The following is a 21,474-nucleotide window of genomic DNA, read 5'->3' as shown; positions in this document are numbered from 1 at the left end:
TTACGCATCTATTCTTTATTCCCTACTACAAAAATCGATTTCACAGGAGGAAGTATAATTTCCACTTTGGTATAAACTTTTGTATTGATAATAACTTCTTCTCTCGTTGTTTCTTCTATAATTTGCCCATTGTGCGGATTCCATTTTTCTGATTGCAACTTGCCACGTAGCAGCACAGTTGTTGAAATAGTTTCATCGCTCGAATTTGTAAATAAATAGATATGCTTCCCTTCTTTTATTTTATGGATATAATTTAGCTTTCCTAGATCCGTCTTTAATTCTGGATTGTCAGCAAAAATAACATCAGGATAGGGTTGATATTCCTTTAAAACACGCCCTATTTTTTCCTTATCTGCTCGACGAATAAAAATAGAACGTCCACCCTGTGCATTGCTATTGCTTTGCTCAGCATACTTCTCCTGTTTAGTCGGATCTACTCCAAAAATAGCCCTTACTAGTGCTATAACTTCAGCATCTTTACCAAGTTCTATTGCCTTGTACGGCAACTGAGTAGTCGCTACAATAGCTCCTCCGTCATCATAAAAAGTCTTTAGTTTTTGAAGTGTTTTTAAGGAGATGACATTACTCCCTGTTAACATCATAACACTGTATTCCTGAAAGTTATCCGAATTATTCAACTTTACTTTACCATTAGCAACACTGTAATTATCTTCTATAAAAAACTCAGGATGTACAAAGGTGAAATCGCGACGAATATCATTCGTCAGCCAACCACTGATAGTCTGATAATCTGTTTCAGGAGATACATAAAAACCTTGTCTTATATTATCTGGATTATCGAAACAGAACCAACCTGCCAATCCTTCAAATGGATACATTACGCCAATTTCACTTACCCGGCGCCCTCCTCTAAGCAGCATACTACTTCGTCCCACATAATTTGAATAAGCAGGTAATGCATCTGCTAATTTCTGGCTGTATGGAGACACTAATGGCGAAATGTAAACTTTTTTAGGATTGTACCACATGCCATGAGGGATAACCATATTTACCCCACGAGCAAATAAATCCATCATAGCCCTATACATCATCAAAGAATCGAAAGAATGTTCCTTATAAGCACCATAAATCTCAGTAGCCACCATAGGGCGATCGTAATAGTCGGCAGCAGAGCTAATCAATTTATGCCCATCTTGTCCAAATTGATATCGAATAATGGCATCGGTTAGCGGAATTTGAGTATAGCGGTAAAACTTAAAAATATCCGCATTCATATCAATGGGTGTCGGGTCGTAATTACCCGGAGGATGTCCAGTACTATTCAGTCCATTAGCCTCGTTCCACTGCCCCACCAATTTAGGAAATCCTTCGGCCAGTAATTCAGCACGTGTATTAAAAAAAGCATTTCGAATAGCTTCTGTATCTGATCCAATGTTATACCACAAAGCAGGATAATACGGGCGTGGATCAAAACCGTTTAATTCTTCAAACTTTTCATTGAAACGCCCCGTCCAATTGCGTGGATGCCTCCAAAAACCAACATCATCGAAAAAAGTAGTTTTTATGGTGTTTCCAAAATACTGCCCAAAGCGCTCTTTGTACTTTTCGTAGGTTTCATTGATCATATGACGCACTGCCACAGTATCCATAAAATCCATACACAAGTATTTTTTATGGAAAGAATCTTTCATCAAAGGAAACAGCATTATGCTCCAATTACCACTCGGAACTTGCCATTCTATAATTCCATTTTTAACAAACGAACTGATTTCTATGCGTTCTTTAGTTTCTATGTTGGTAGCTACTGCGGCCATCAACTGAATACCGGGAACGCTATCCACAAAAAATACAGGCCCAATCAACTCATGTTCAATTTTATCTAAACGTTTCATGGTGTGGTCAGGATATTTTTCTTGCATTTTTCCACCAGCCATTCCACTTGGAAAATCATTATCGTCGTAGAGTATGATTTCCATATCTAATTCCTCCGCTATGTCAATCATATCCTGATAACGTTCAAAGTATTTATCCGAAAGGAATTTTGGAGAAGTACCTGGGCGAGTAGAACTCTTTTCGGCCAAGGGTAACAAACTGACGCCTGAAAACCCAGCATCCTTTGCATCTTTCATCTGCTTGCGGATACCTTCCGTGGTTAAATCTCCATTAATATGCCAAAAAGGCATGGGTTTAAATTCACCGGGAGGATTCTTAAAGTTTTTCTCCATCGATGACTTGCAACTATATACAGATATCGATAATAGTACAAGAAAAGTGATCTTATTAAAAAGTATATTTTTCATCTTTTTAAAATTTTTGTTTTAAGAAAATGTGCCAAAATTTTCTGCACATTCAGGAACTCGCATTATCTTTTTTTAATCATCCACCTGTGTGTACTTTATGAATAATACAGTTAATGGTCGTTTCATTGTTCAAATAATTTATCCGTTCGATAAACCAGTATCAAATAATCTTCATTTTAATAGCCAAGGAAACTCCAGGGCAGGTATTCCAATATCATATCCGCATTTCCGGTTTGGGGTTCTTTCATCAACTAAAACTCGTAACCCCTGAACACAGAACCCTTTAATTCCTCCCAAGTAATGGCATGCGATAGTTCATAACCACAGATTAAATTTCTACCACCCTGGAGACTACAATTTTCACAGGTCCCAACAACCCAGAAGGTAAAAGCTCAGAATGTTTATGCCAATGCTTGTACGCTGCAAAAGTTACACGTTCAGTTGGGCGGTCTGTATTATTTAAAAGCCAATCGGGCCATTGCTTCACATTGGGTCCTTTACGTTTATAATCTAAAGGCATTTGCTCATCACCAATCAAACGGTTTGGCCACAGGTTGGTAATTCTCACTTCCAGGGTATTTGTGCTTTCTTGCAAGTAATCATCCAAATTCAATCTGAAAGGCGCTTTCCATAAAATCCCTAGATTGTGTCCGTTTACAATAACTTCAGCAAGTTCTTTCACACTCCCCAAGTCTAACTGTAAAGAAAAATACTCTTTAAGAAATTTAGAAGAAACCTCAAACTGCTTTTTATAAGTGGCTGTACCCGAGAAATAACGAATAGCATCATTGCCTGATATTGACCACGAGCTTAATTGATCGAAGGTAACATCTAAAGATGCATCCTCTTTTACAGGAAAACTCACATTCCAATCCCCTGTTAACTCCATGGGTTCAGGAACTGATTTCACCTTTACTTTTTTTGTTTTATCTGCAGAAGTACGATAAGTCATTTCCCCTGCATAAGGTGTTACCCAAGAATCGACACCATCCTTATGAATCAATTGAGGTTCTAATGTTGCCTGCGTCAATTTCAAAGTCTCCCCATTAGAAACATGAGCGTATTTCTCCACCCCATTGGTAGCATAGGTCAGGTACAAAGCTTTCTTAGTTCTAATATCTTTTCCTTCGGCAAAACTGTCGTTTACCGGAATTTCATAAACTCCAGATGCCAACATCGATTTTACTTTCTCTGTAACGTCATAAACCGGATTGTTTGGTGGAATACCGCTGATTCCGCGTTCAAATTTACCAAATACAGCTTTCAGAATTTCGAGTTCTCCTTTATCAGAAGTAGCAATCTCTAACCATTCTTTCTCCATGGCATTCTTTTTCAAAAGGACATCGCCAATTTTATATTCTATGCGTAATTCCTTGTGGTAACCTGGTGCCGGGTCGCAATTGCAAAGACTACGGGTGGCTTGAATATTCAGGCTGTTATTTTGGACTTTATTTTTGATCACTTCTGTTATATCCACCAAACCACTAGGCAAGAATGTACCATATTCTGCTTTTATGATTTCTAAACTGGGCAATAGTTTTGATGCAGGCTTTTTAAGGGTCATTGAAGCACTTACCATATGTTTTTCTGACGAAACGGGATTTCTAAAAAGTACAAAAACAGAGCCTTCAGAAGCAAAAGGGATGCTTACAGTGGTTGTGCCATCACCATTATCCTGCCAAACAACAGCCTTGGTCATCTCACCTGTCTCCGCATTCCAAAGCTCTGGCTGTAAGCCTGACACACGAAATCGACAGCCTAGCTCACGGCTTTCTTTGCGTGAGTTGACCACAAAATAAATATCAGCATCCTCGGTCTTACGGTGGATATAATCCATGGATTCACGGCTTCCTTTTTCTATTGTAAAATCAGGAGGTATTGTGCCATTTTGCAATACCTCTACGATAGAGTTCTCTTTGATCAGTCCTTTAGTCCAAAGTTTATATGCTAAGGCTGCTACGTTTTCATCGCAAGCGGGATAGCTATTCATGCTTGGTGATTTTTGTGGTTTTGATGCAAGTATGGTTGCTCCTTCATTGGCCAATTTTTCTATTATTTCAAGCGTCTGAGGTGTCATCCAGGATGTTGAAGGAAGTACCAGGGCTTGGTACTTGTCGCCAAGCGGTGTACATATCAATCCTTCGCTGACAGTTAATGTCCTTATTGTATTTGAACCAACCAGATCATAATCATAACCCAAAGCTTTAATTTCGGGCATCAATAAGGCGTCGTTAGGTGATGCCTCGCCTGTAAATACCAATACATCGGCTACGGATGTACCTTGTTGTAACAAGTACTGACCGCGAGCTACATAATCGACAAAGGGTTTGCTTTGATTCCACCAGGTATTCAAACGGTTAAAGTCAATACCAAAAGGACCTAAGGTTAAACCAGGCGCCACATCCCAAGGCTGGTGCACATAACAGTGAAATACAAAACGGTTGATACCTTGCGCCCAAGCCAGGTCTCCCATCGCTTTCAATGCACCGGGATGTTGCTGCCATCCACCCATATCGGTAAAGGCCTCAGCTTCGGCAATAGGGCTCCCATTTAATTTGGCGATGGATGCGACAAATTTTGGCGAATCGAAAAAAGCCAGATGTCCACTCCAAAACTCAGACAAAACGGCATCTGCCGTAGCGCCAACTTGCATATTATCAAAGGGCCCCCAATAAGGTTCTGTGGAAAACTGCATCCCATGTTGATGACAAAGTTCTGCAAAATAACCATAATAATGTTCAGCCATTAAATCGCCAATGGTACGACGAAAATCCCATAAGAAACGTTCTGTTTCTTCTCCACTTTCTACATAATAACCTGCTAAGGCTGGTAAAAACAACTCGCAATTGTAAGCACGAAGCCTATTGAACTCACTAGCAAACCCCTGAGTCCAGTTTGTAGTCCCCACTTCATAACTATCAATATGGCATCGTTTAACCACTGAACCAATGAGCGTATCGAGTCTATTCACGATGGGCATGATAGCTCCTTGCCAATATACATCCACAGCCTCGCGACTCATCTTATCACATTCCAGGCCTTGTCCGCCATCAGGTGCCGCAATATTTTTTTTGCCCGTTGGCGTATGACCAAGTCGTAGAATCACCCATTCTCCTGCAGGTGCATTCCATTCTAAGGAACCATCACTAGTCAACTTCGATGTCAAATCAATAATATCTGATTTTTTTACGACTGCCGAAGCAGGCACTGATTTATCGTCTGGCCCCAAATGATTACGTACTTTGCCCGACAGGCTTTTGATATCCAAATCATTGATGCGTTCTTCGCTTTGTGGCTTTGGAAAGGCTAGTACCGCAATGTCTTTGTAGTAGCCAAGGTTTGTTTCCGGTTGTGCTAGCTGACCATTGAATTCCTGACCACCTAAATGTAGCGTTTCTGAATACACTACTGTCTGCATGGCATATTCTGGCGTAACAATAGGGCTGCCCGATGATGACCAGCCTGCTCCATTATGAAAACTCAATTCAAGTCCCAAACGTTGCGCTTCCAAAGCGGCATAGTTGAAAAGATCGAGCCATTCGGGACTCAAATAAGACACGTATCCTTGGGGTTGCCCCAAACTAGCGTTGAAAATGAGAGCACCTTGAATACCCACATCTTTCATCGCTTCCAAATCGGCAGTAATGCCAATTTTGGTGACGTTGCCATTAATCCAAAACCACATCACAAGGGCTCTTGCCGATGATGGTGGGTTCTGAAAATTATACTCGAGTGACGTGTTTTGAGCTTCTACATTAGATAGAATCAAATTCAGTAGTAAAGCTATAAAGATGGTTTTGCTTAGCAAGCTTTTTAATATTTCCTTCATTATTCGATTATTCATTGTACAGTTTATTTATCATTCACAGTTGATATCGTGACTTCCCCCCAAATACCCGATGGCAAAATACCATGGTTTGGCATTTTTTCAAGGGCGTGTACCAGTTGCCAGGTGTCCCGTTTTTCTACAGTTTTTTTTGTTTGCCATAGCAATTGGTTGACCCAATTATTAGTTACCTTCACCTCTAGGTCGTTGGTGCCTGACTTAGCGGCATACCATTATGACCGCCTCCAATATTCACATCAAAACCGAACTCTAAAGGGTTATGGCTTAAATGCCACTTTCCTGCATGGCAGGTTTGACAGCCATTAACCTGCAAAACCTGTGGCAGAATGGTATGGTTCGAAGGCAGTGTATGTGTGTTTTTTGTAGGAATTAATTTTCTGTCTTCCGATTTTCCTCGTGCGGAAGGACTAACCGTATAAACGCCATGGCGTGGTGTCCATTGCCCTGTCATTAAACAGGCTCTGCTGGGTGCGCAATTCGATGCTGCTGCATAGCCATTTGTAAATACCATACCTAAACCGGACAGATAGTCTATATTAAGTGTTTCGTAGTATTCGCTACCCATAAAACCAACATCTTTCCACCCCATATCATCAATATTTATAATGATGACGTTTGGAACTGCTGAATCTTGTTTATTGGTACAATCACCAAAAAATAGCAATATTAAAAATGAAATTATTGGTATTATTCGTGTCATTTTGTAAATATTTTAAAATAAAAGAAGCCCCTTGCATAGAATATGAGTTATAAATGCTCTTCCCCAATTGTACGATAACGACTGTTGGTGTTTTTCATGTTTAATTTATTGGTACCACCACGCAGTTTTAGCTATAGTTTCTTTGGCGATTGAACTACACCTTTACCATCGACAAAACTCCAATGATCAATACAGTTCTTCTTTTCATCCAAGATATAATCCCATTTTTTAATGTAGTAATCACGCGGTTTAAAATCGTCACCAACAGCTTCGAGTGACATGTTCAGTTTATCATCTAGGATTTTTTGGAGTTCAGCAAACTCAGGATTCCCAACAAGGTTATTCATCTGGTAAGGGTCTTTTATATTATCAAAAAGCCTACTTGGGCCTTCTAAGGTACGTTGGTAGGTATATTGCTTGGTACGTATTAGGCGATATTCAGGCCCTCTGGCATTATCAGCAAAGGGAGCAACTCCCATAACTAAAGCTGCTCGGTCAGCATTGGGGTCAGGATTTTGTATTAATTCAGAGATATCTTCTCTCTCTATCGTTTCGGGAATATCAAGATTGGCTAAGCCTAGTAATGATGGTAAAATATCGGGTGTATTGATGGGGGCATTGACTACAGCGCCTTTATTTTTTCCGATGGATGGATAGCTAATAAGGAAAGGTACTTTAATGGATTCATCCCATCCCACCTGTTTTTTGTAAGGTCTTTCCCCGTGCGACCCCATCATTTCTCCGTGATCAGAGGTGAAAACAAAAATAGTGTTTTCCATCAATTCCAATTCTTTCATTTTATCCAAAATATCACCTATAGCTATGTCTGTAGACGTGCAGTGCCCATAATAGCCTAGTAATTCTTCGCGTGTTTTTTTCTCCAACCTTTTGGGCACATTAGGCGACAGAATCAAATCCTCTTTTGGATACATCGCCATCATCTCCTTAGGAGCAGAATGGTGAGGAAAATGAGGCGTACCAATAGAGATAAAGAGTAAAAAGGGCTTATCGCTTGCTTTGCTCTCGGTCATATAATCATTGGCAGCATTAGCAATGGCATAAGGCGAATAGCCATTATAGTACTTCACCTCAGGGTCATCATTCTCGTAATAGTGTTCATTGGCATAATCATGCGAACACTCGCTACCCAACCAAAAGTCGAAACCTTGGCGTCTTTCCGGTGCCGCATTATTCAACCGTCCGTGACCATCAAGGTGCCACTTGCCCCCAATATGTGCGGTATTATACCCTTGTGCTTTGAATATCTCTGCCATACACAGTTCATCGCTAGGCAAGTAAAGGTCGTTAAAAATCATACCAGTACTTGTAGGGTAACGCCCCGTCATCAGTGCAGCGCGGTGTGGCGTGCACACAGGCGCTACCGACACAGCATTCGCAAAATTCACCGCCTCTTTGGCGAATTCACCCAATCGTGGCGTTTTAACGTTAGGATCGCCGGCATAGCCCAAGGCTTGTGCACGCCATTGGTCGGTAAGTATGTAGACCACGTTGGGTGGGATTGACTCGGTTTTGCTTTTAGAGCTGCAAGCCATCATGATGATAGCTGATAGCAGCATTAGTAGTTTTTGCATGATAATAATTTTAGGGAATTTCTCCTAGTCTTTATTATTGCGCTTGTATCATTATTTATAACTCCTTCAATCGAATATTTCTATACTCCACCTTCATAGGAGGGCCCACATGTACCTGTACACCTATGTATCCATTTATAACTTTGTGAATGCTATCATTATCTGTCACATCACTCATTAAAGTACCATTGATATAGTGCAATAAACGGTTTCCCTTGATGATCAGATGAACCTGATTCCAGTCATTCTTCTTAATTTTTGAGTTTAAAGTCTCGCTTTCGCCTAGCTGACGTAGTACCTCCCGGGTTTGCCAACAATTCTTGTTCACATTGTTACGTATATTTTCAATTACTTCGGGATCTTCAGGTGTGGATAATAGTACCTTCTCCCCCCTATAAGCCAGAGTTGTACGTTTTTTCTCTTCGTAATTCTGACCTGTATATTTATTCTTGCCATCTATGTCACATTGGTAGCCGCGCAAAGCGTAAGGTTTATCTTTTACATAGGTGCTCCGGTAATTGATGCCACTATTTCCCGATTCAGAAATACGATACTCCAATTGTAATTCAAAATCGCTAGGTTGTCCACCTTGCCAAACAATAAAGGTGTTGCTTTTTAAGATAGTTTCAGGAGTAATCGTTCCTTGTATACATCCATTCTCAACGTGCCAATAGGTCGAATCACCTTTCCAATTATCCAGCGTTTGGCCATCAAAGATTTCTACGAATTCTTTATTACTTGGTGTTTGACTAAACACATGACTAATATTCATTAGTGTCACTAACAGAATAAGAAAGCCATATCTTCTTTTATTATTTAACATATCTAAAATCTTAATTACAAACCAATACTATTCTCACCACTCTTCAATTCAATACTCTGACCATTCCAATTGAAAACACCACCCAAGTTATTAGGCACGATGACTTTGCCTCTAATACCGCTCTTTCCCTTTTTCTTAAGATTAAAAGAAATAAAACCATCTCTTAATGGCATTTTCCCTTCAATATAGTCTAACTCACCTAGTGATGGGCGCATCTCGAAACGTTTAAAACCGCTCTCAGTAGGCGCTATACCTGCTATTGAGGCATAATAATAAAACAAAGGCGAAGCACTCCAGGCATGACAATCGGAGCGTGAAGGATCAAATTTTTCGGGAAAAGTTGTGAAGCCATTATCGATCAAATCGCTTAAAACGCTTAATCCGGAAAAATATAAATTGCCTAAGCCCACTTGCTTCAATGCCGCTACTTTGTAAAAATCAAAATAGTAAGAGGCCGGTGCAATCTCTTTGTTATTAACTACGCGTTGCATCAATTCTTTTTGCTTCTCTGCAGGGAACGAATGACTAAGTACCGCTAATATATTGGCGTGCTGACTAAATACATCTTTATCTGGCGTATCGGCGAGTAATTGTTTGTCCTCATCCCAACAATTATCAATAATAGATTGCTGAGTCAAATTTGCCTTTTGCTCCCACTTTTGCCTTAGCCCAGACATACCGTAAGACTCAAAAATGTCCATCGCTTTATGTATGGTATACACATATTGCATCCCAATAACAGATGAGTATTTTTTATCCTCATTTAATGGTGGATAACCCGTCTTCCACTGGTCCACCCAATCCACAAACAACCAGCTTTCCAATTGGCCCAACATCCCATTCTCCTCTACTCGCTCATCGAACCAATTTAGGATGCCAAGCATAGTAGGAATCATCTTTTCGATGAAAGCTTGATCGTTGCAATGCATCATATAGTCATGTACCATAGTGATCCATACCAAAGAAAACGGCGCTATTATTTGCTGCTGACTGCTCGGATAACGCGACTGCGTCAGACCAAAAGGCAACTGAGAATCGTAGTAATCCTGAATCGCATCTTTCCATAGCACGGTATCGCCTGAGGCATAGGCCGTATTGAGTCCTTGTATGCGGGTATCGCCCGTATATTGCAATTGCTCGTAGTAGGGACAATCAAAAAAGACTTCACCCGCACACAAACGTTGGGTGCGCCAAGCCACCTCAAAGATGTCGCTCAAACGAGGGTCGTCACATTTAAAATTTGCTTTCAAATCCAAAGGATAAGCCCTAAACTCACTGTTAAACGCATTTAACGCCAAAGGCTCATCGTCAGTTGTTATTTCTAGTTCCACATAACGAAAACAACGCCACCATAGGGGCTCAAAGAGGCGATCATCACCGCCATCAGGTAGTATGATATCATAATTGCCCCACATCACTTTTCCATCAACCTCATCGCGGTTACCCTTATCAAAGGTAGGCATACCATCCTTTGGAATAAAAAGACTTTCGGCATAAGTGATTTGGATATTACTCTTAGCACCTTTGCTATATTGCAACTGTGGATAAGCATTGGTCAGGTGCCCTTGATCAAGCAATATTTTCACTGTACTATTCGCAGGTATTTCAACTGGAGCATCTCCCGTGATTAAGCCTTCTGCATCAGTTATACCTTCAGACTTTCGTACTTTGGCAAAGCTTTGAGGCTTGGCATCCATCATAGCTATCGAACGCGGATGCAATACACGCGCATCTGTTTTTCCAGTAACGGAATAGTATTTTGTAGGCATCCCATTTTTGCCGGCTTTGGCCTGCTTCCAAGCAATTTCTTTGTCCGATGTTTTCCAATCCCAAGGGTGCAATTCCCCGCTAAACTTTTCGCCTGGACCTGCGACATAAAAGCGTCTCAGGTGTTTTATCATGTAAAATGAATAGGCCTCATCAATAACTACGCGCCACGATTTATCGGTATTAATTTCCTTTTCCTTTGAGGTATTTCCCTGGATAATTAAACCCGTAATATAGCTCATTTGAGCCGTGGGTTTCAAGTCCGCCATATTCCACACTTTAGCTGCGATATGATTCTCCCCCTCTTTAAGATAAGGGGCAATATCTAGGGTCGCAAATTGCCAACGGTTAAGATCGCTACGCGCTGGACCACGCGCCACCACAGTTCCATTAATGTAAAACACGTACCTATTGTCCGCCGAAATATTGATCACGTACTCTTGTGGTACAGCTTCAAGCGAAAGAACTTTCTTAAACAAGTAAACACCCACTTCATCACCTGTAATATTAGGGTGCGTAATCCATTGGGCTTGCCATTCTTCATTTAACCATTGCTCGCTTGGCATTGCTTTATTTACAATGTTTTGAGCCTCACTTTTCTTTTGTGAGAAAGTGCTTATAACTAACAATTGAGAAAGTAGTGTAATTACAATAATTCTTTTCATGTTTATATTTATTTTCATAGGTCAGATAGAAGGGGCATGAAATTTCAATCAACACCAGTTATGCATCAAGTATTCAGAAAGAAAGCTCCATATTATTTGATTTTTATTATCTCTATTTCCTTGGGCGCTTTTATTTCTGATTTTACATTCCCCTTACTGTCCTTTGTGTGTTTAATATGCACTAAGCCATAAGGTGTGGGGTAGGTACCTTCTACCCATTCCAGATCTCCCAAGTGTGGTTCGATTCTTATTTTTTTACAGCCGGGAGCCACTATGTTTACACCAAGTACGTATTGCGACAACCATGCTGTTGGTCCTGATGCCCAGCCATGACAAAAGCTATGCCTGAGGCCTACATAGCAATAATTACCATACGTTCTATGGACATCCACTTTATCATCGGGAACGATCTCGTCAATACGCCCGGCATTATCCATCCAATCAATGTCAAAATCCTCCCAAAACGAGGTGGCTCCTAGATCAAGCATTCCGCCCCAATACTCTCTTATGACATCGATTGCCCCTTGATGGTTACCTGCCATTGCCATGGCATTAAGCACGTAATACCCGTAGAATGTAGAAATGTCTTTAACGCCATCTTTCACCAGCAAATCATCATTGACCTCTTTGGGATCTAAAATGCCTGCCATAGCTAATAATGCACCTGGTGATTTTCTTTTGGGAAACTCGTGCTGGTAGCTTTTCAACTTTTCAGAGACTGCCTTATAGTGTTTGGCTTTCTCTTCGTTCCCGAATGTGAGAGCAATATCTTCTCCTGCATCGAAAGACATGGCCAGCAAAGCCTGCATACCCTTTCTCACTTCAATCTGGTCACTTCTGGTAGGCCAATCCAGGAAACACCTTCCTTCAAAGCTTTCTTTTCCATCACTATCAATATTTTCTTCTAAAACTTCTAATAAGCCATAGATGTATTCTTTGTGTTTTTGCAAATAACCGACATCGCCTGTATTCATGTACCATTGGTGTTGAATAAGCAACCACCACATAGAATAAGAACTAAAATTACCATTCATCCAACCAGGGAGTGGTGTAATTTCTTCCATTAAATCCAAGGATTTAGTGACGACCTCATTTGCGCCAAAAGCAGCAAGAATAGTCATGACTTCGGGGTGCATATCTCCCACCCAAACCAGACGGTCACGTTTGATACCATCCCATAAATATTCTTGCATATTAAGATGAACGGTATAAGCGCCTGTTTGCCATACTTTATTTAGTCGTTCGTCGTTTGATTGAAAAGAACCCAGGTAAGGAATATCACGCATCACAGAAATAGCACTCATTTCCTTTAGTAATAATACTCTGTCTTTATCCAGTAAATCAATTCGAACAAAGCGAAACCCGGTATTACCTACTTCGATTTTACCGCACCAAGGCAACTGTAAGGTCATATCTCTCACTGCATGGTCATTTGTTGCACCATCTTCGCCAACGTCAGACATTGCTTCTGATACCGATTCACCAAAACGAACACGCACTTGAATTGGCTTTTTACCTTTAAACATTCCTGTAACGATCTCCAATCCTCCATGCATCTCTTTTCCAAAATCCAATAGAATAGCAGCCGTACTTTCACCATTATTAAACTCAACAAGATCATTTTTTTTGGTTGTTGCCTGATGCCGTCCTTCTTTTAGGAGTTGTTTTGTATTTTTAACATCACCGGACTGCCACACGATCCGGGTTGGTGTAATGTAGGTGCGTTCAATTTTATATGAATGCTCCTCAGCCTCTGTCTGTTTGGAATATGGTCGATTGCAGCCGATTAGAATACCTAATATTAATACCGTTACAAATATATTTTTCATTTTGAATTGATTGTAATATGAACAAAATTGTGTCAAATATTATATCCCATACTTAGTTATCTTCAGTTAATTCGATTGTATTTCCGATTTGGCATTGGATACCAAACAACTCATTGTTCCTAATTTCCCCATCATTATTTCAGTCATCTCAATTCTATGCTTTTCGATGGCTTTTTCATCATAGAGATTATTCCACTCCTTGGGATCTTTCTGCAAATCATAAAATTCGCCACCCACAATATCAGCTTCGGTATATGTTGAAGCATCTTCTTTTCGGGCAAAACATAAAATCAACTTATGGTTTTGAGTTCTCACCATAAAGGAAGCTTCGTCCTTTCGTTCGTGCAGGGCACAAAATGAAGCTTTACGAGTTGCATTTTTCTCCAAGAGATTCATTCCGGCAGATTTTTCTGGCACTTCAATTCCTGCAGCTTTTAACAAGGTCGGATAAATGTCCACCAGCTCAGCCGGACGAGCATCTTCTTTACCTTTCCAATCTTCGGGCAAAGCAGCTCCGGAGATGATAATTGGAACGCGTACACTGGCATCGTACAAACAATATTTGTTAAATCGGTAATACCGTTCGCCCAACATTTCGCCATGGTCGGAAACGTAAATGATGATTGAGTTTTCGAGCAAGCCTTTTTCTTCCAAAGCCTTCATAGCGCGTCCGAACATATCATCAATCCATGTGCAGTTGGCATAATAACGCATGGTCATTTCTTTCCATTGTTGTTCTGAGGCCTCTTTCCAAAACCCTTCGTACAATTCGCGGCGGTTTACTCCTTCAGCGTGAGGCGAGTTGTCTTTTTCCCATGGAGGTTGTTCGGCATATACCGTTTCGTCCAAATTATAATTATCCTCAAAACCGACCGGAACGTTATGTCCTGCATGTGGTTTTAGAAATGAGAGATACAAAAACAGAGGTCTTTCATCTTGTCTGTTCTTAATGTAATCCAGGCATTTTTCAGTCACCCAGCCATCACGGTGATCGCCTTCGGGAAGCTTGCTGGTTTCGCCGATATAACCCGATGGATCTTCCTCACCAGGCCCGTAACCAATGGTTTCATCCAGGTAACGTTGTTTTTTATCGGGGTCAAGGTCTTTCATCATTACTGCGCCCTCTTCAAAGCATTCTGCTATATATCGTGTTTCAAATCCACGGGTGTTGCAACGCACGCCCCAATGTGTTTTTCCAAAACCGACTGTTTCGTAACCGGCATCCTGAAAAACCTGTGCAAGTGGCTTTGTGGGTAATTTATCATCCGGAATACCACGCGCATTTTGTAATACGCCGGTTTGATTGGCATATAATCCTAACATCATTGAATTTCGACTGGGAACGCACATGGGAGCCTGACAAACCGCCTGGGTAAAACGAACACCATTCTTTGCCAACTTATCCAAAGTTGGCGTTATTATTTCTCCATTTTCTACTCCCAAAGCATCCCAACGGTGTTGGTCGTCCATTAAGAAAATAATGTTGGGGCGCTCGTGTTTCTTTTTATTAACTTTCGATGTGCAGGCGCTAAACAGGATGAAAACCCCCATTAGCAGAATAGCCAAATTTGACTTTCTATAGTTTGGTATAATCATTATTTCGTTATTTTTGTTTTACTCTTTATAAAAAGTTTGAAATTGCATTTAGTTTGTTTTAAACGTACAATACTGTCGGGCTATTTTTTTTCATTATTGTGCTAATTTTTTGACTTTTGTACCAATGCCTCATTATTTGCCATAATGCACAAATAGTAACATTGGATAAAAGCTAAATGACACTTTTTATAAAACGAAAATCAATTGACAAACTGATATTTTCACTGCATAAAATGACACAGAAGAAAAAGCCAATATCAACAAAAATAACTCCGAAAAATGGAAGCTAGCTTTTAAAGTCTGAACTCCCATTTAAAATCTAACTTACCAGACTAAATCACCAGACAGGTACACAAACTAATGTTTCACCCTTTTAAACGCAATACCCATCATTTTGCGTTAATTTACTGTTTATCAATCTTTCAGATTCGGGTATTGGGAACAATGCCTCAAAGGCATCAAATTTGTAATCACCAGTAGTAAATGTAACTCCTCCCCTATCAGTTGTTTGCTCATTTTGCTCTCTGGCACCATGTGCATTCATAAATTCTGCCAACTCAATAGTACTCATAGTTCTTATCAGGTCGTACCAGCGATGATTTTAAAACGCCAATTCAACTCTTCTTTCTTTTAGTACTGCTACACGGAAAGAATCTTTGTTAAGACCACTTAATGGAGCAAGTCCGGCTCTTAAGCGTAATGAATTGACATATTCATAACTTTCGGCGTTAGGACCAGACTCTTCATTTATAGCTTCTGCCAACATTAACAGCACATCAGCTTAACGAATTGCCACCACTGTCAGTCCAACCCGTCACGGAGCCCAGGGTAAGTGGAATTCCCAAACGCTCAAATTCCTTAACGGCATGAACAAAATTATTCTGCTACTCATCACTAAGAAGTTTCACAGGCCCTAGGTACAACCCCGTTTACTTCGAGAAAAAGTTTGTAGCCAATTCCTGCTTTTTTCATGGATTCCGGGTCGGTAGTCATTTCCTGTTTATCCTGATAACCTTCCATAAAATACCAGTAAATGCCGGGCTCTGCAGAACTTAAAGGTTGCTCGAAATAAGCTCACATCATATTGTACTAACGGTTTTGTTTGACACACAAAGCATAAACAAAGCGCACACCGATAAAAATTCCAAAATTAAATCTTTTCATAAAAGTAAATCCGTTTATATCGGTTTCGGTTTTATTGGCCAACCAAGCTATTGTTTGGTACGAAATGATATTCCACAGTTCACTTTTACATTTAGAAATACCATCCTTGTTAATGTTGGAAGAAGATCAAAATTGATGGGTATAAAAACCGTTGAGTATATCCTCAACGGTTTTTGTAATTTTTAAACTATTAAACTATTTCAATTCCAAAAATTTATTCTGCTTTTAACGTTCACAACCTGTTTATCTGTATCCATTATTTGTAGGATCAGATTCCAATAAGACAGGATTTGTTTGCAACTCCTGCAACGGTATCGGCAGCAGGACATGATGAGGCTTAATATTCAAATTAGGTGTCCAAAAACGATATTCCAGATTTTGAACTACATCCAATAAAATGCCCCATCTGATCAGGTCATATCTTCTCATACATTCTCCGGCTAACTCCCATTTACGCTCATCGTAAATTGCTTCTCTAAACTCTTGTTGAGACAGACCAGATAATTTCCACTCGGGCTCGGTGGCATAAGCTCTTTTCCGAATCGGTTCGATATACTGATAAGCATTGGCAGGACCATTTGCTTCGTTTTCACACTCAGCAGCCATCAAATAAACATCGGCCAAACGGAATACCAACCTGTTATCGGAGTGGTTAAAACGAGGAGAAGTCTCCAAATCCAGGTTCATGAATTTTAGCATATAGGGATAATTTAGTTCGTAACCTAAATAACTATCCATTATATTCAAAGGTCTTCTCAAATCATTCAACGGGAATTTTTCAGCAAAATCCTTTGAAGCAACTTGCAGTCCGGTACCATTAAAAGATTCTCCCCTTGCGGTAAGCGCTGCAGACAATGCAGCCCTGTCTACTGAATTTTTAGGTTCATCCCTCAACCGGGGATTAAACAGACTTGGTCTCCAGTTTCCATTCCCTGGTAATACAGGGACGCCAACTTCAAACTGCCCAACAATGTCTTTTGCAAAATCCAATGACCAGATAATCTCATCGTTATATTCATTTTCAGGATCAAAAACCTCATCATAAGTGGGCAGCAATTGATGTGAAGATTGGTTTATAATCTCAAGACATTTACTTAGGCCTTTTTGCCATTCATGTTCTTGCATATAAATCTTTGCCATAATCATTGCAGCACACCATTTTGATGCTCGTCCTCTCTGTGATTCAGTAATTTGGTTTCTTCGGGGCATGTTATCCTGCGCGTATTGCAAATCCTGCATAATACCGTCCAAAATAATTTGCTTATCGGATCTACCTAAAACTTTAATTTCATTGATAGTTAAGGCCTCTATGTAATAAGGCGCATCGCCCCACAGGTTTGTAATATGCCAGTAACACAACGAACGCAGGAACAAAACCTCGGCCTTGATATCGGTTTGTACAGCCTCTGTAAGAGCATCGTTCCCTTCGATCCGATCTAAAATCACATTTGCATTGAGAATTATTTTATAAAGATCCTTCCAGCTGTCAGAAACACTCATTTTTTGAATAGACCGATCTGCAACAGCCTCATCTATTACATAATTTCCAATTGGTGCTACGAAATCAGCGATACGGTTGGGCTCAATAATATCCGCTCCGTTATCATAAAAATGATCCAGTCCCACCTGTCCATATAGTGAGTTATTCTTTAATATCGCATAAATACCGGTTACAGCTTGTCGTGCATCAGCTTCTGAACTAAAGAAGTTTTCGGGGGCAATAATATCTCTTGGTACTTCTTCCAGGAAACTTTCACATCCTGCAAATGCAAAAAGCATCAATAAAGAATATATATATAGTTTCTTTTTCATCTCATTAAAATTATTTGTTCATATATGGTATTCCATGGAACACGCCAATCATGCTTCCCCTCCCGCTAGGCGGGACAAGATTCTGCTAGGGCAGAACAAGTTGTGTGAGGAGCTACACTCATGGCTCGTTTCATATCTACATTTTTTTATTTGCACAATTCTTAAAAAGTTACATTTACACCCAGTGTCAGCACCTTGGCGGCGGGGTATTCTCCACTTGAAAAACCCTGAGCAATATTTCCCACGCCATCTTTTCCGTATTTACTTGTTTCCGGATCTATTAATCTGAACTTAGATTTCAGGAACAGGTTTGTACCGGAAGCGTAAACCGACATCCTTTCCACTCCACTCCAACCTAACTTACGAACCGGTAGATTATAGTTCAATCGCACCGTTTTTAAACGGAGATGTGAGCCATCCTCTACAAACAACGAGTTACTAACAATTTGGGTAACGGCATCTGCTCCAGCTCTTGGAATATCCGAAGTTGGGTTATCTGGTGTCCACCTGTTTGCTAAATCAATGTATTTAGGCGCTTCACCACGTGTAAGCAAGCTATTTTGGCTTCTTAAGTTATATACTTCGTTACCAAGAGTCCCCTGAAAGAAGAAATTCAAATCAAAATTCTTGTAGGTAATTGAATTATCAAAACCAAAAACCAAGTCAGCCTGCGGGCTACCGAGCACGACATAATCCTCTGTAGATATTATTCCGTCTTTGTTTTTGTCCTCAAAACGAGGACCTCCAACTACCTGAGAAGCAGGGTTTAATCCGGAAGCGTCAATTTCGTCCTGGCTCTTCCATGTTCCCAGGTAACGGACACCTGTAAACACGGGTGTTGGTTCACCTACAATGATACGGGTATTGCCTGATCCTAAAATTTCATCTACGACAACATCAATATACTCCTGTCCCCCAAGATCTAAAACTTTATTTTTATTGGCTGACAATGTCAAGGTTGATTTCCAACTAAAATCCTTATTACTAACATTAATGGTTTTCATAATAAACTCCCAACCTTTGTTTTCCAGCGAACCTATATTCTGCAGCTGCCCTGTAAATCCCGTCTGACGAGGAACAACAACTTCTAATAATAAGTCATTGGTTTCCTTACGATAGTAGTTTAGCTCTGTGAAAATACGTCCACCAAAAAACGTTGCTTCCACTGCTAAATCGAGCTGATTGGTAGTTTCCCATTTCAAAGCTGGGTTTGCTGGCCGTCCTAAAGTTACGCCCGGGTTTTGACTGCCACCAAAGGTTGTACTGGCTGCAGTCATCAGTGCTAAAGTTCTGTACGAATCAATACCCTGACTACCTGAACGTCCATAACTAGCTCTTAGCTTAAGATTATCGACGAAATTTACGTCCTGCATGAATTCTTCTTCCGACACCCTCCATGCACCAGCTATAGAAGGATAAAACTCGAATTTATTACCTGGGGCAAAGCGTGACGAACCATCAGATCGACCAACCAAAGTCAATAAATACTTATCCTTGTATGAATAGTTTAAACGGCCAAAAAAGGAAACAATCTGAAATGCATCGTAATCGCTTCCGATGATATTCCGCGTTGGATCAGATCCAAGGGCCAGATTATTAAACTTTGTTGCGTCAGATGTGATACCATAGGCTTCAGCAAACACACTTTCTGCACTAAATTTCTGAAATGAAGCACCCGCCAGCGCTGTAATGCGGTGGTTCTCTCCTAAATCCGTTTGGTATTGAGCGGTATTTTCGTTATTCCATCCCATACTTGACAGGGCTCTCACCTCTGCGCTACCGGTATCACCTACCTCCAATAAGTCTGGCTGCTGACTGGAATTAAAAACATTCGTTTTGGTATTATTTATTTCCGGACTAAACGTAGAACGAATGACCCATTTTTCAGTTGGCCTAAATTCCAAATAAGCAGTTGTCAGAAAATTATTTGTGTAGGTTTCGTTTGTATTTAATGCCGCTTTGGCCACCGGGTTTGAGAAAGGTGAGCCAATTACCTCATTAAAACCATTGTAGGTCCCATCTTCATTATAAATTGGTTGGGTTGGCAAAATACCTCCAATCAAATTGGTGTATCCAAATGATCCATTGTCCTGATGGATTCTGGAATAATTAAGACGGAAACCCGCGCTTAATTTTTCACTTAATTTAATATCGAGATTGGATCTGAAGATATATTTCTCAATTCCGGTGCTTTTAATCAATCCATCCTGTTCGAAATAGTTTAGCGAAGTATAATATTTTACATTTCCATTCTCTGATGAACCTGCAATTGAAAGATCGGCATTATAAATAGGAGATGGATCCAATAGCAAGTGAAACCAATCGTTATCCGGGTAGGTTGAAGGATCATTCGGGAATGGCACCGATGCTGATCTGAACAGTGCGTCTTCATTCGTATATGCTATTTGTTGCACCTGGCTCAAATATTTAGGTCGTTCGGGAACCAGTTGTGTACCTGCATAAACACCCAAATTTATCTGTGGTTTACCTCCGGTAGCACCACCACTCTTGGTGTTAACCAATACAACTCCATTGGCTCCCCTCGAGCCATAAATGGCAATTGACGAGGCATCTTTAAGGATTTCGATCGATTTAATGTCGTTCGCGTTTAGGTTGTTAAGGTTGAAATCCTGACCAACTATAATTCCATCAATAACCCACAATGGTTCGTTGGTTCCCTGAATTGAGTTACCACCACGTACCCTGATAACTGTACCTGCTCCTGGCGCACCACTTGTTTGGGTAATTTGCACACCTGCAGCCCTACCTTGCAACGCCTGGTCAACACGTGCAACAGGATTACGTTCAAGAGCTTTTGCATCAACAGTTGAAACAGCACCTGTAAGATCTGATTTTCTTACCGCTCCATACCCAATAGCCACAACCTCATCTAGGCCAATGGCATCAGCTGCCATGGTAACGTTAATCACGGTTTGGCTACCAACGGTTATTTCCTGGGATACCATCCCTACAAAGGAAAACACCAACACATCACCAGCTTTAATATTAAGTATCTGAAAGTTGCCGTCGATGTCGGTAATTGTTCCTTGGGTAGTACCTTTTAATACCACCGTAACTCCTGGTAGTGGCTGACCGGCATTGTCGTTTACTGTTCCTGTAACGGATTTTTGTTGTTGGAAAACGGACTCTGGGTTTGTGTTGCTAACTGAATAGCCATCGGCAGCAAATGAAATCATGCTCATCGCTAACAGGATGAATAATACATTCGTTACTTTAACTGTTTTGTTCCATGGATCATTCTGTATCCATGAATAAATGATTTTCTTTTTTTTCATAAATTTGAATTTAATTAAGATTAAAAGTATTAGTTACACTTCTATTCTGGAGGAAATGGTAGAACAGTTCCTCTCTTTCTTTAACAGTCTCATCACATAGGCTTTATATTAATCAACAATTT

11 protein-coding genes and 1 pseudogene are annotated in these 21,474 nt (G+C 40.3%); all 12 read right to left on the bottom strand.

The features are described 5' to 3' along the window. Positions 1-8: 8 nt before the first annotated feature. The 12 genes and pseudogenes from ACT29I_RS00775 to ACT29I_RS00720 all read right to left on the bottom strand — a co-directional run bounded on the left by ACT29I_RS00775 (position 9) and on the right by ACT29I_RS00720 (position 21,352). Positions 9-2,261 (bottom strand): glycosyl hydrolase, encoded by a 2,253-nt coding sequence (locus tag ACT29I_RS00775; RefSeq protein ID WP_444792480.1) that lies wholly within the window; start codon positions 2,259-2,261, stop codon positions 9-11. Positions 2,262-2,589: 328 nt separating this feature from the next. Continuing rightward, complete coding sequence (locus tag ACT29I_RS00770) at positions 2,590-6,105, bottom strand: glycosyl hydrolase (protein WP_444792479.1); 3,516 nt, start codon at positions 6,103-6,105, stop codon at positions 2,590-2,592. A 181-nt stretch (positions 6,106-6,286) separates the two neighbouring features. Further along, positions 6,287-6,808 (bottom strand): sulfatase-like hydrolase/transferase, encoded by a 522-nt coding sequence (locus tag ACT29I_RS00765; protein WP_430932595.1) that lies wholly within the window; start codon positions 6,806-6,808, stop codon positions 6,287-6,289. A 131-nt stretch (positions 6,809-6,939) separates the two neighbouring features. After that, positions 6,940-8,400 (bottom strand): sulfatase family protein, encoded by a 1,461-nt coding sequence (locus tag ACT29I_RS00760; protein WP_430932594.1) that lies wholly within the window; start codon positions 8,398-8,400, stop codon positions 6,940-6,942. A 55-nt stretch (positions 8,401-8,455) separates the two neighbouring features. After that, positions 8,456-9,223 (bottom strand): 3-keto-disaccharide hydrolase, encoded by a 768-nt coding sequence (locus tag ACT29I_RS00755; protein WP_430932593.1) that lies wholly within the window; start codon positions 9,221-9,223, stop codon positions 8,456-8,458. A gap of 14 nt (positions 9,224-9,237) precedes the next feature. Then, positions 9,238-11,655 carry an alpha-L-rhamnosidase-related protein gene (locus tag ACT29I_RS00750; RefSeq protein ID WP_444792478.1) on the bottom strand — a complete coding sequence of 806 codons (2,418 nt, stop codon included), beginning with the start codon at positions 11,653-11,655 and terminating at the stop codon, positions 9,238-9,240. Between the two features lie 92 nt (positions 11,656-11,747). Further along, positions 11,748-13,484 (bottom strand): alpha-L-rhamnosidase-related protein, encoded by a 1,737-nt coding sequence (locus ACT29I_RS00745; RefSeq protein WP_430932591.1) that lies wholly within the window; start codon positions 13,482-13,484, stop codon positions 11,748-11,750. Positions 13,485-13,550: 66 nt separating this feature from the next. Further along, the gene (locus ACT29I_RS00740; protein WP_430932590.1) at positions 13,551-15,080 is read right to left on the bottom strand and encodes a sulfatase family protein; all 1,530 of its coding nucleotides are present in this window, start codon (positions 15,078-15,080) and stop codon (positions 13,551-13,553) included. Positions 15,081-15,453: 373 nt separating this feature from the next. Next, positions 15,454-15,855, bottom strand: a pseudogene (locus ACT29I_RS00735) (RagB/SusD family nutrient uptake outer membrane protein). A gap of 119 nt (positions 15,856-15,974) precedes the next feature. Continuing rightward, entirely contained in the window at positions 15,975-16,100 is a 126-nt protein-coding gene (locus ACT29I_RS00730; RefSeq protein WP_430932589.1) for a hypothetical protein, read from the bottom strand. Between the two features lie 387 nt (positions 16,101-16,487). Then, entirely contained in the window at positions 16,488-18,056 is a 1,569-nt protein-coding gene (locus ACT29I_RS00725; protein WP_430932588.1) for a RagB/SusD family nutrient uptake outer membrane protein, read from the bottom strand. A gap of 161 nt (positions 18,057-18,217) precedes the next feature. Next, entirely contained in the window at positions 18,218-21,352 is a 3,135-nt protein-coding gene (locus tag ACT29I_RS00720; RefSeq protein ID WP_430932587.1) for a SusC/RagA family TonB-linked outer membrane protein, read from the bottom strand. Positions 21,353-21,474: the final 122 nt, after the last annotated feature.

Source organism: Saccharicrinis sp. GN24d3 (genome assembly GCF_052400645.1).
Lineage (GTDB): Bacteria > Bacteroidota > Bacteroidia > Bacteroidales > Marinilabiliaceae > Saccharicrinis.
This window is presented reverse-complemented; position numbering and strand designations above follow the sequence as displayed.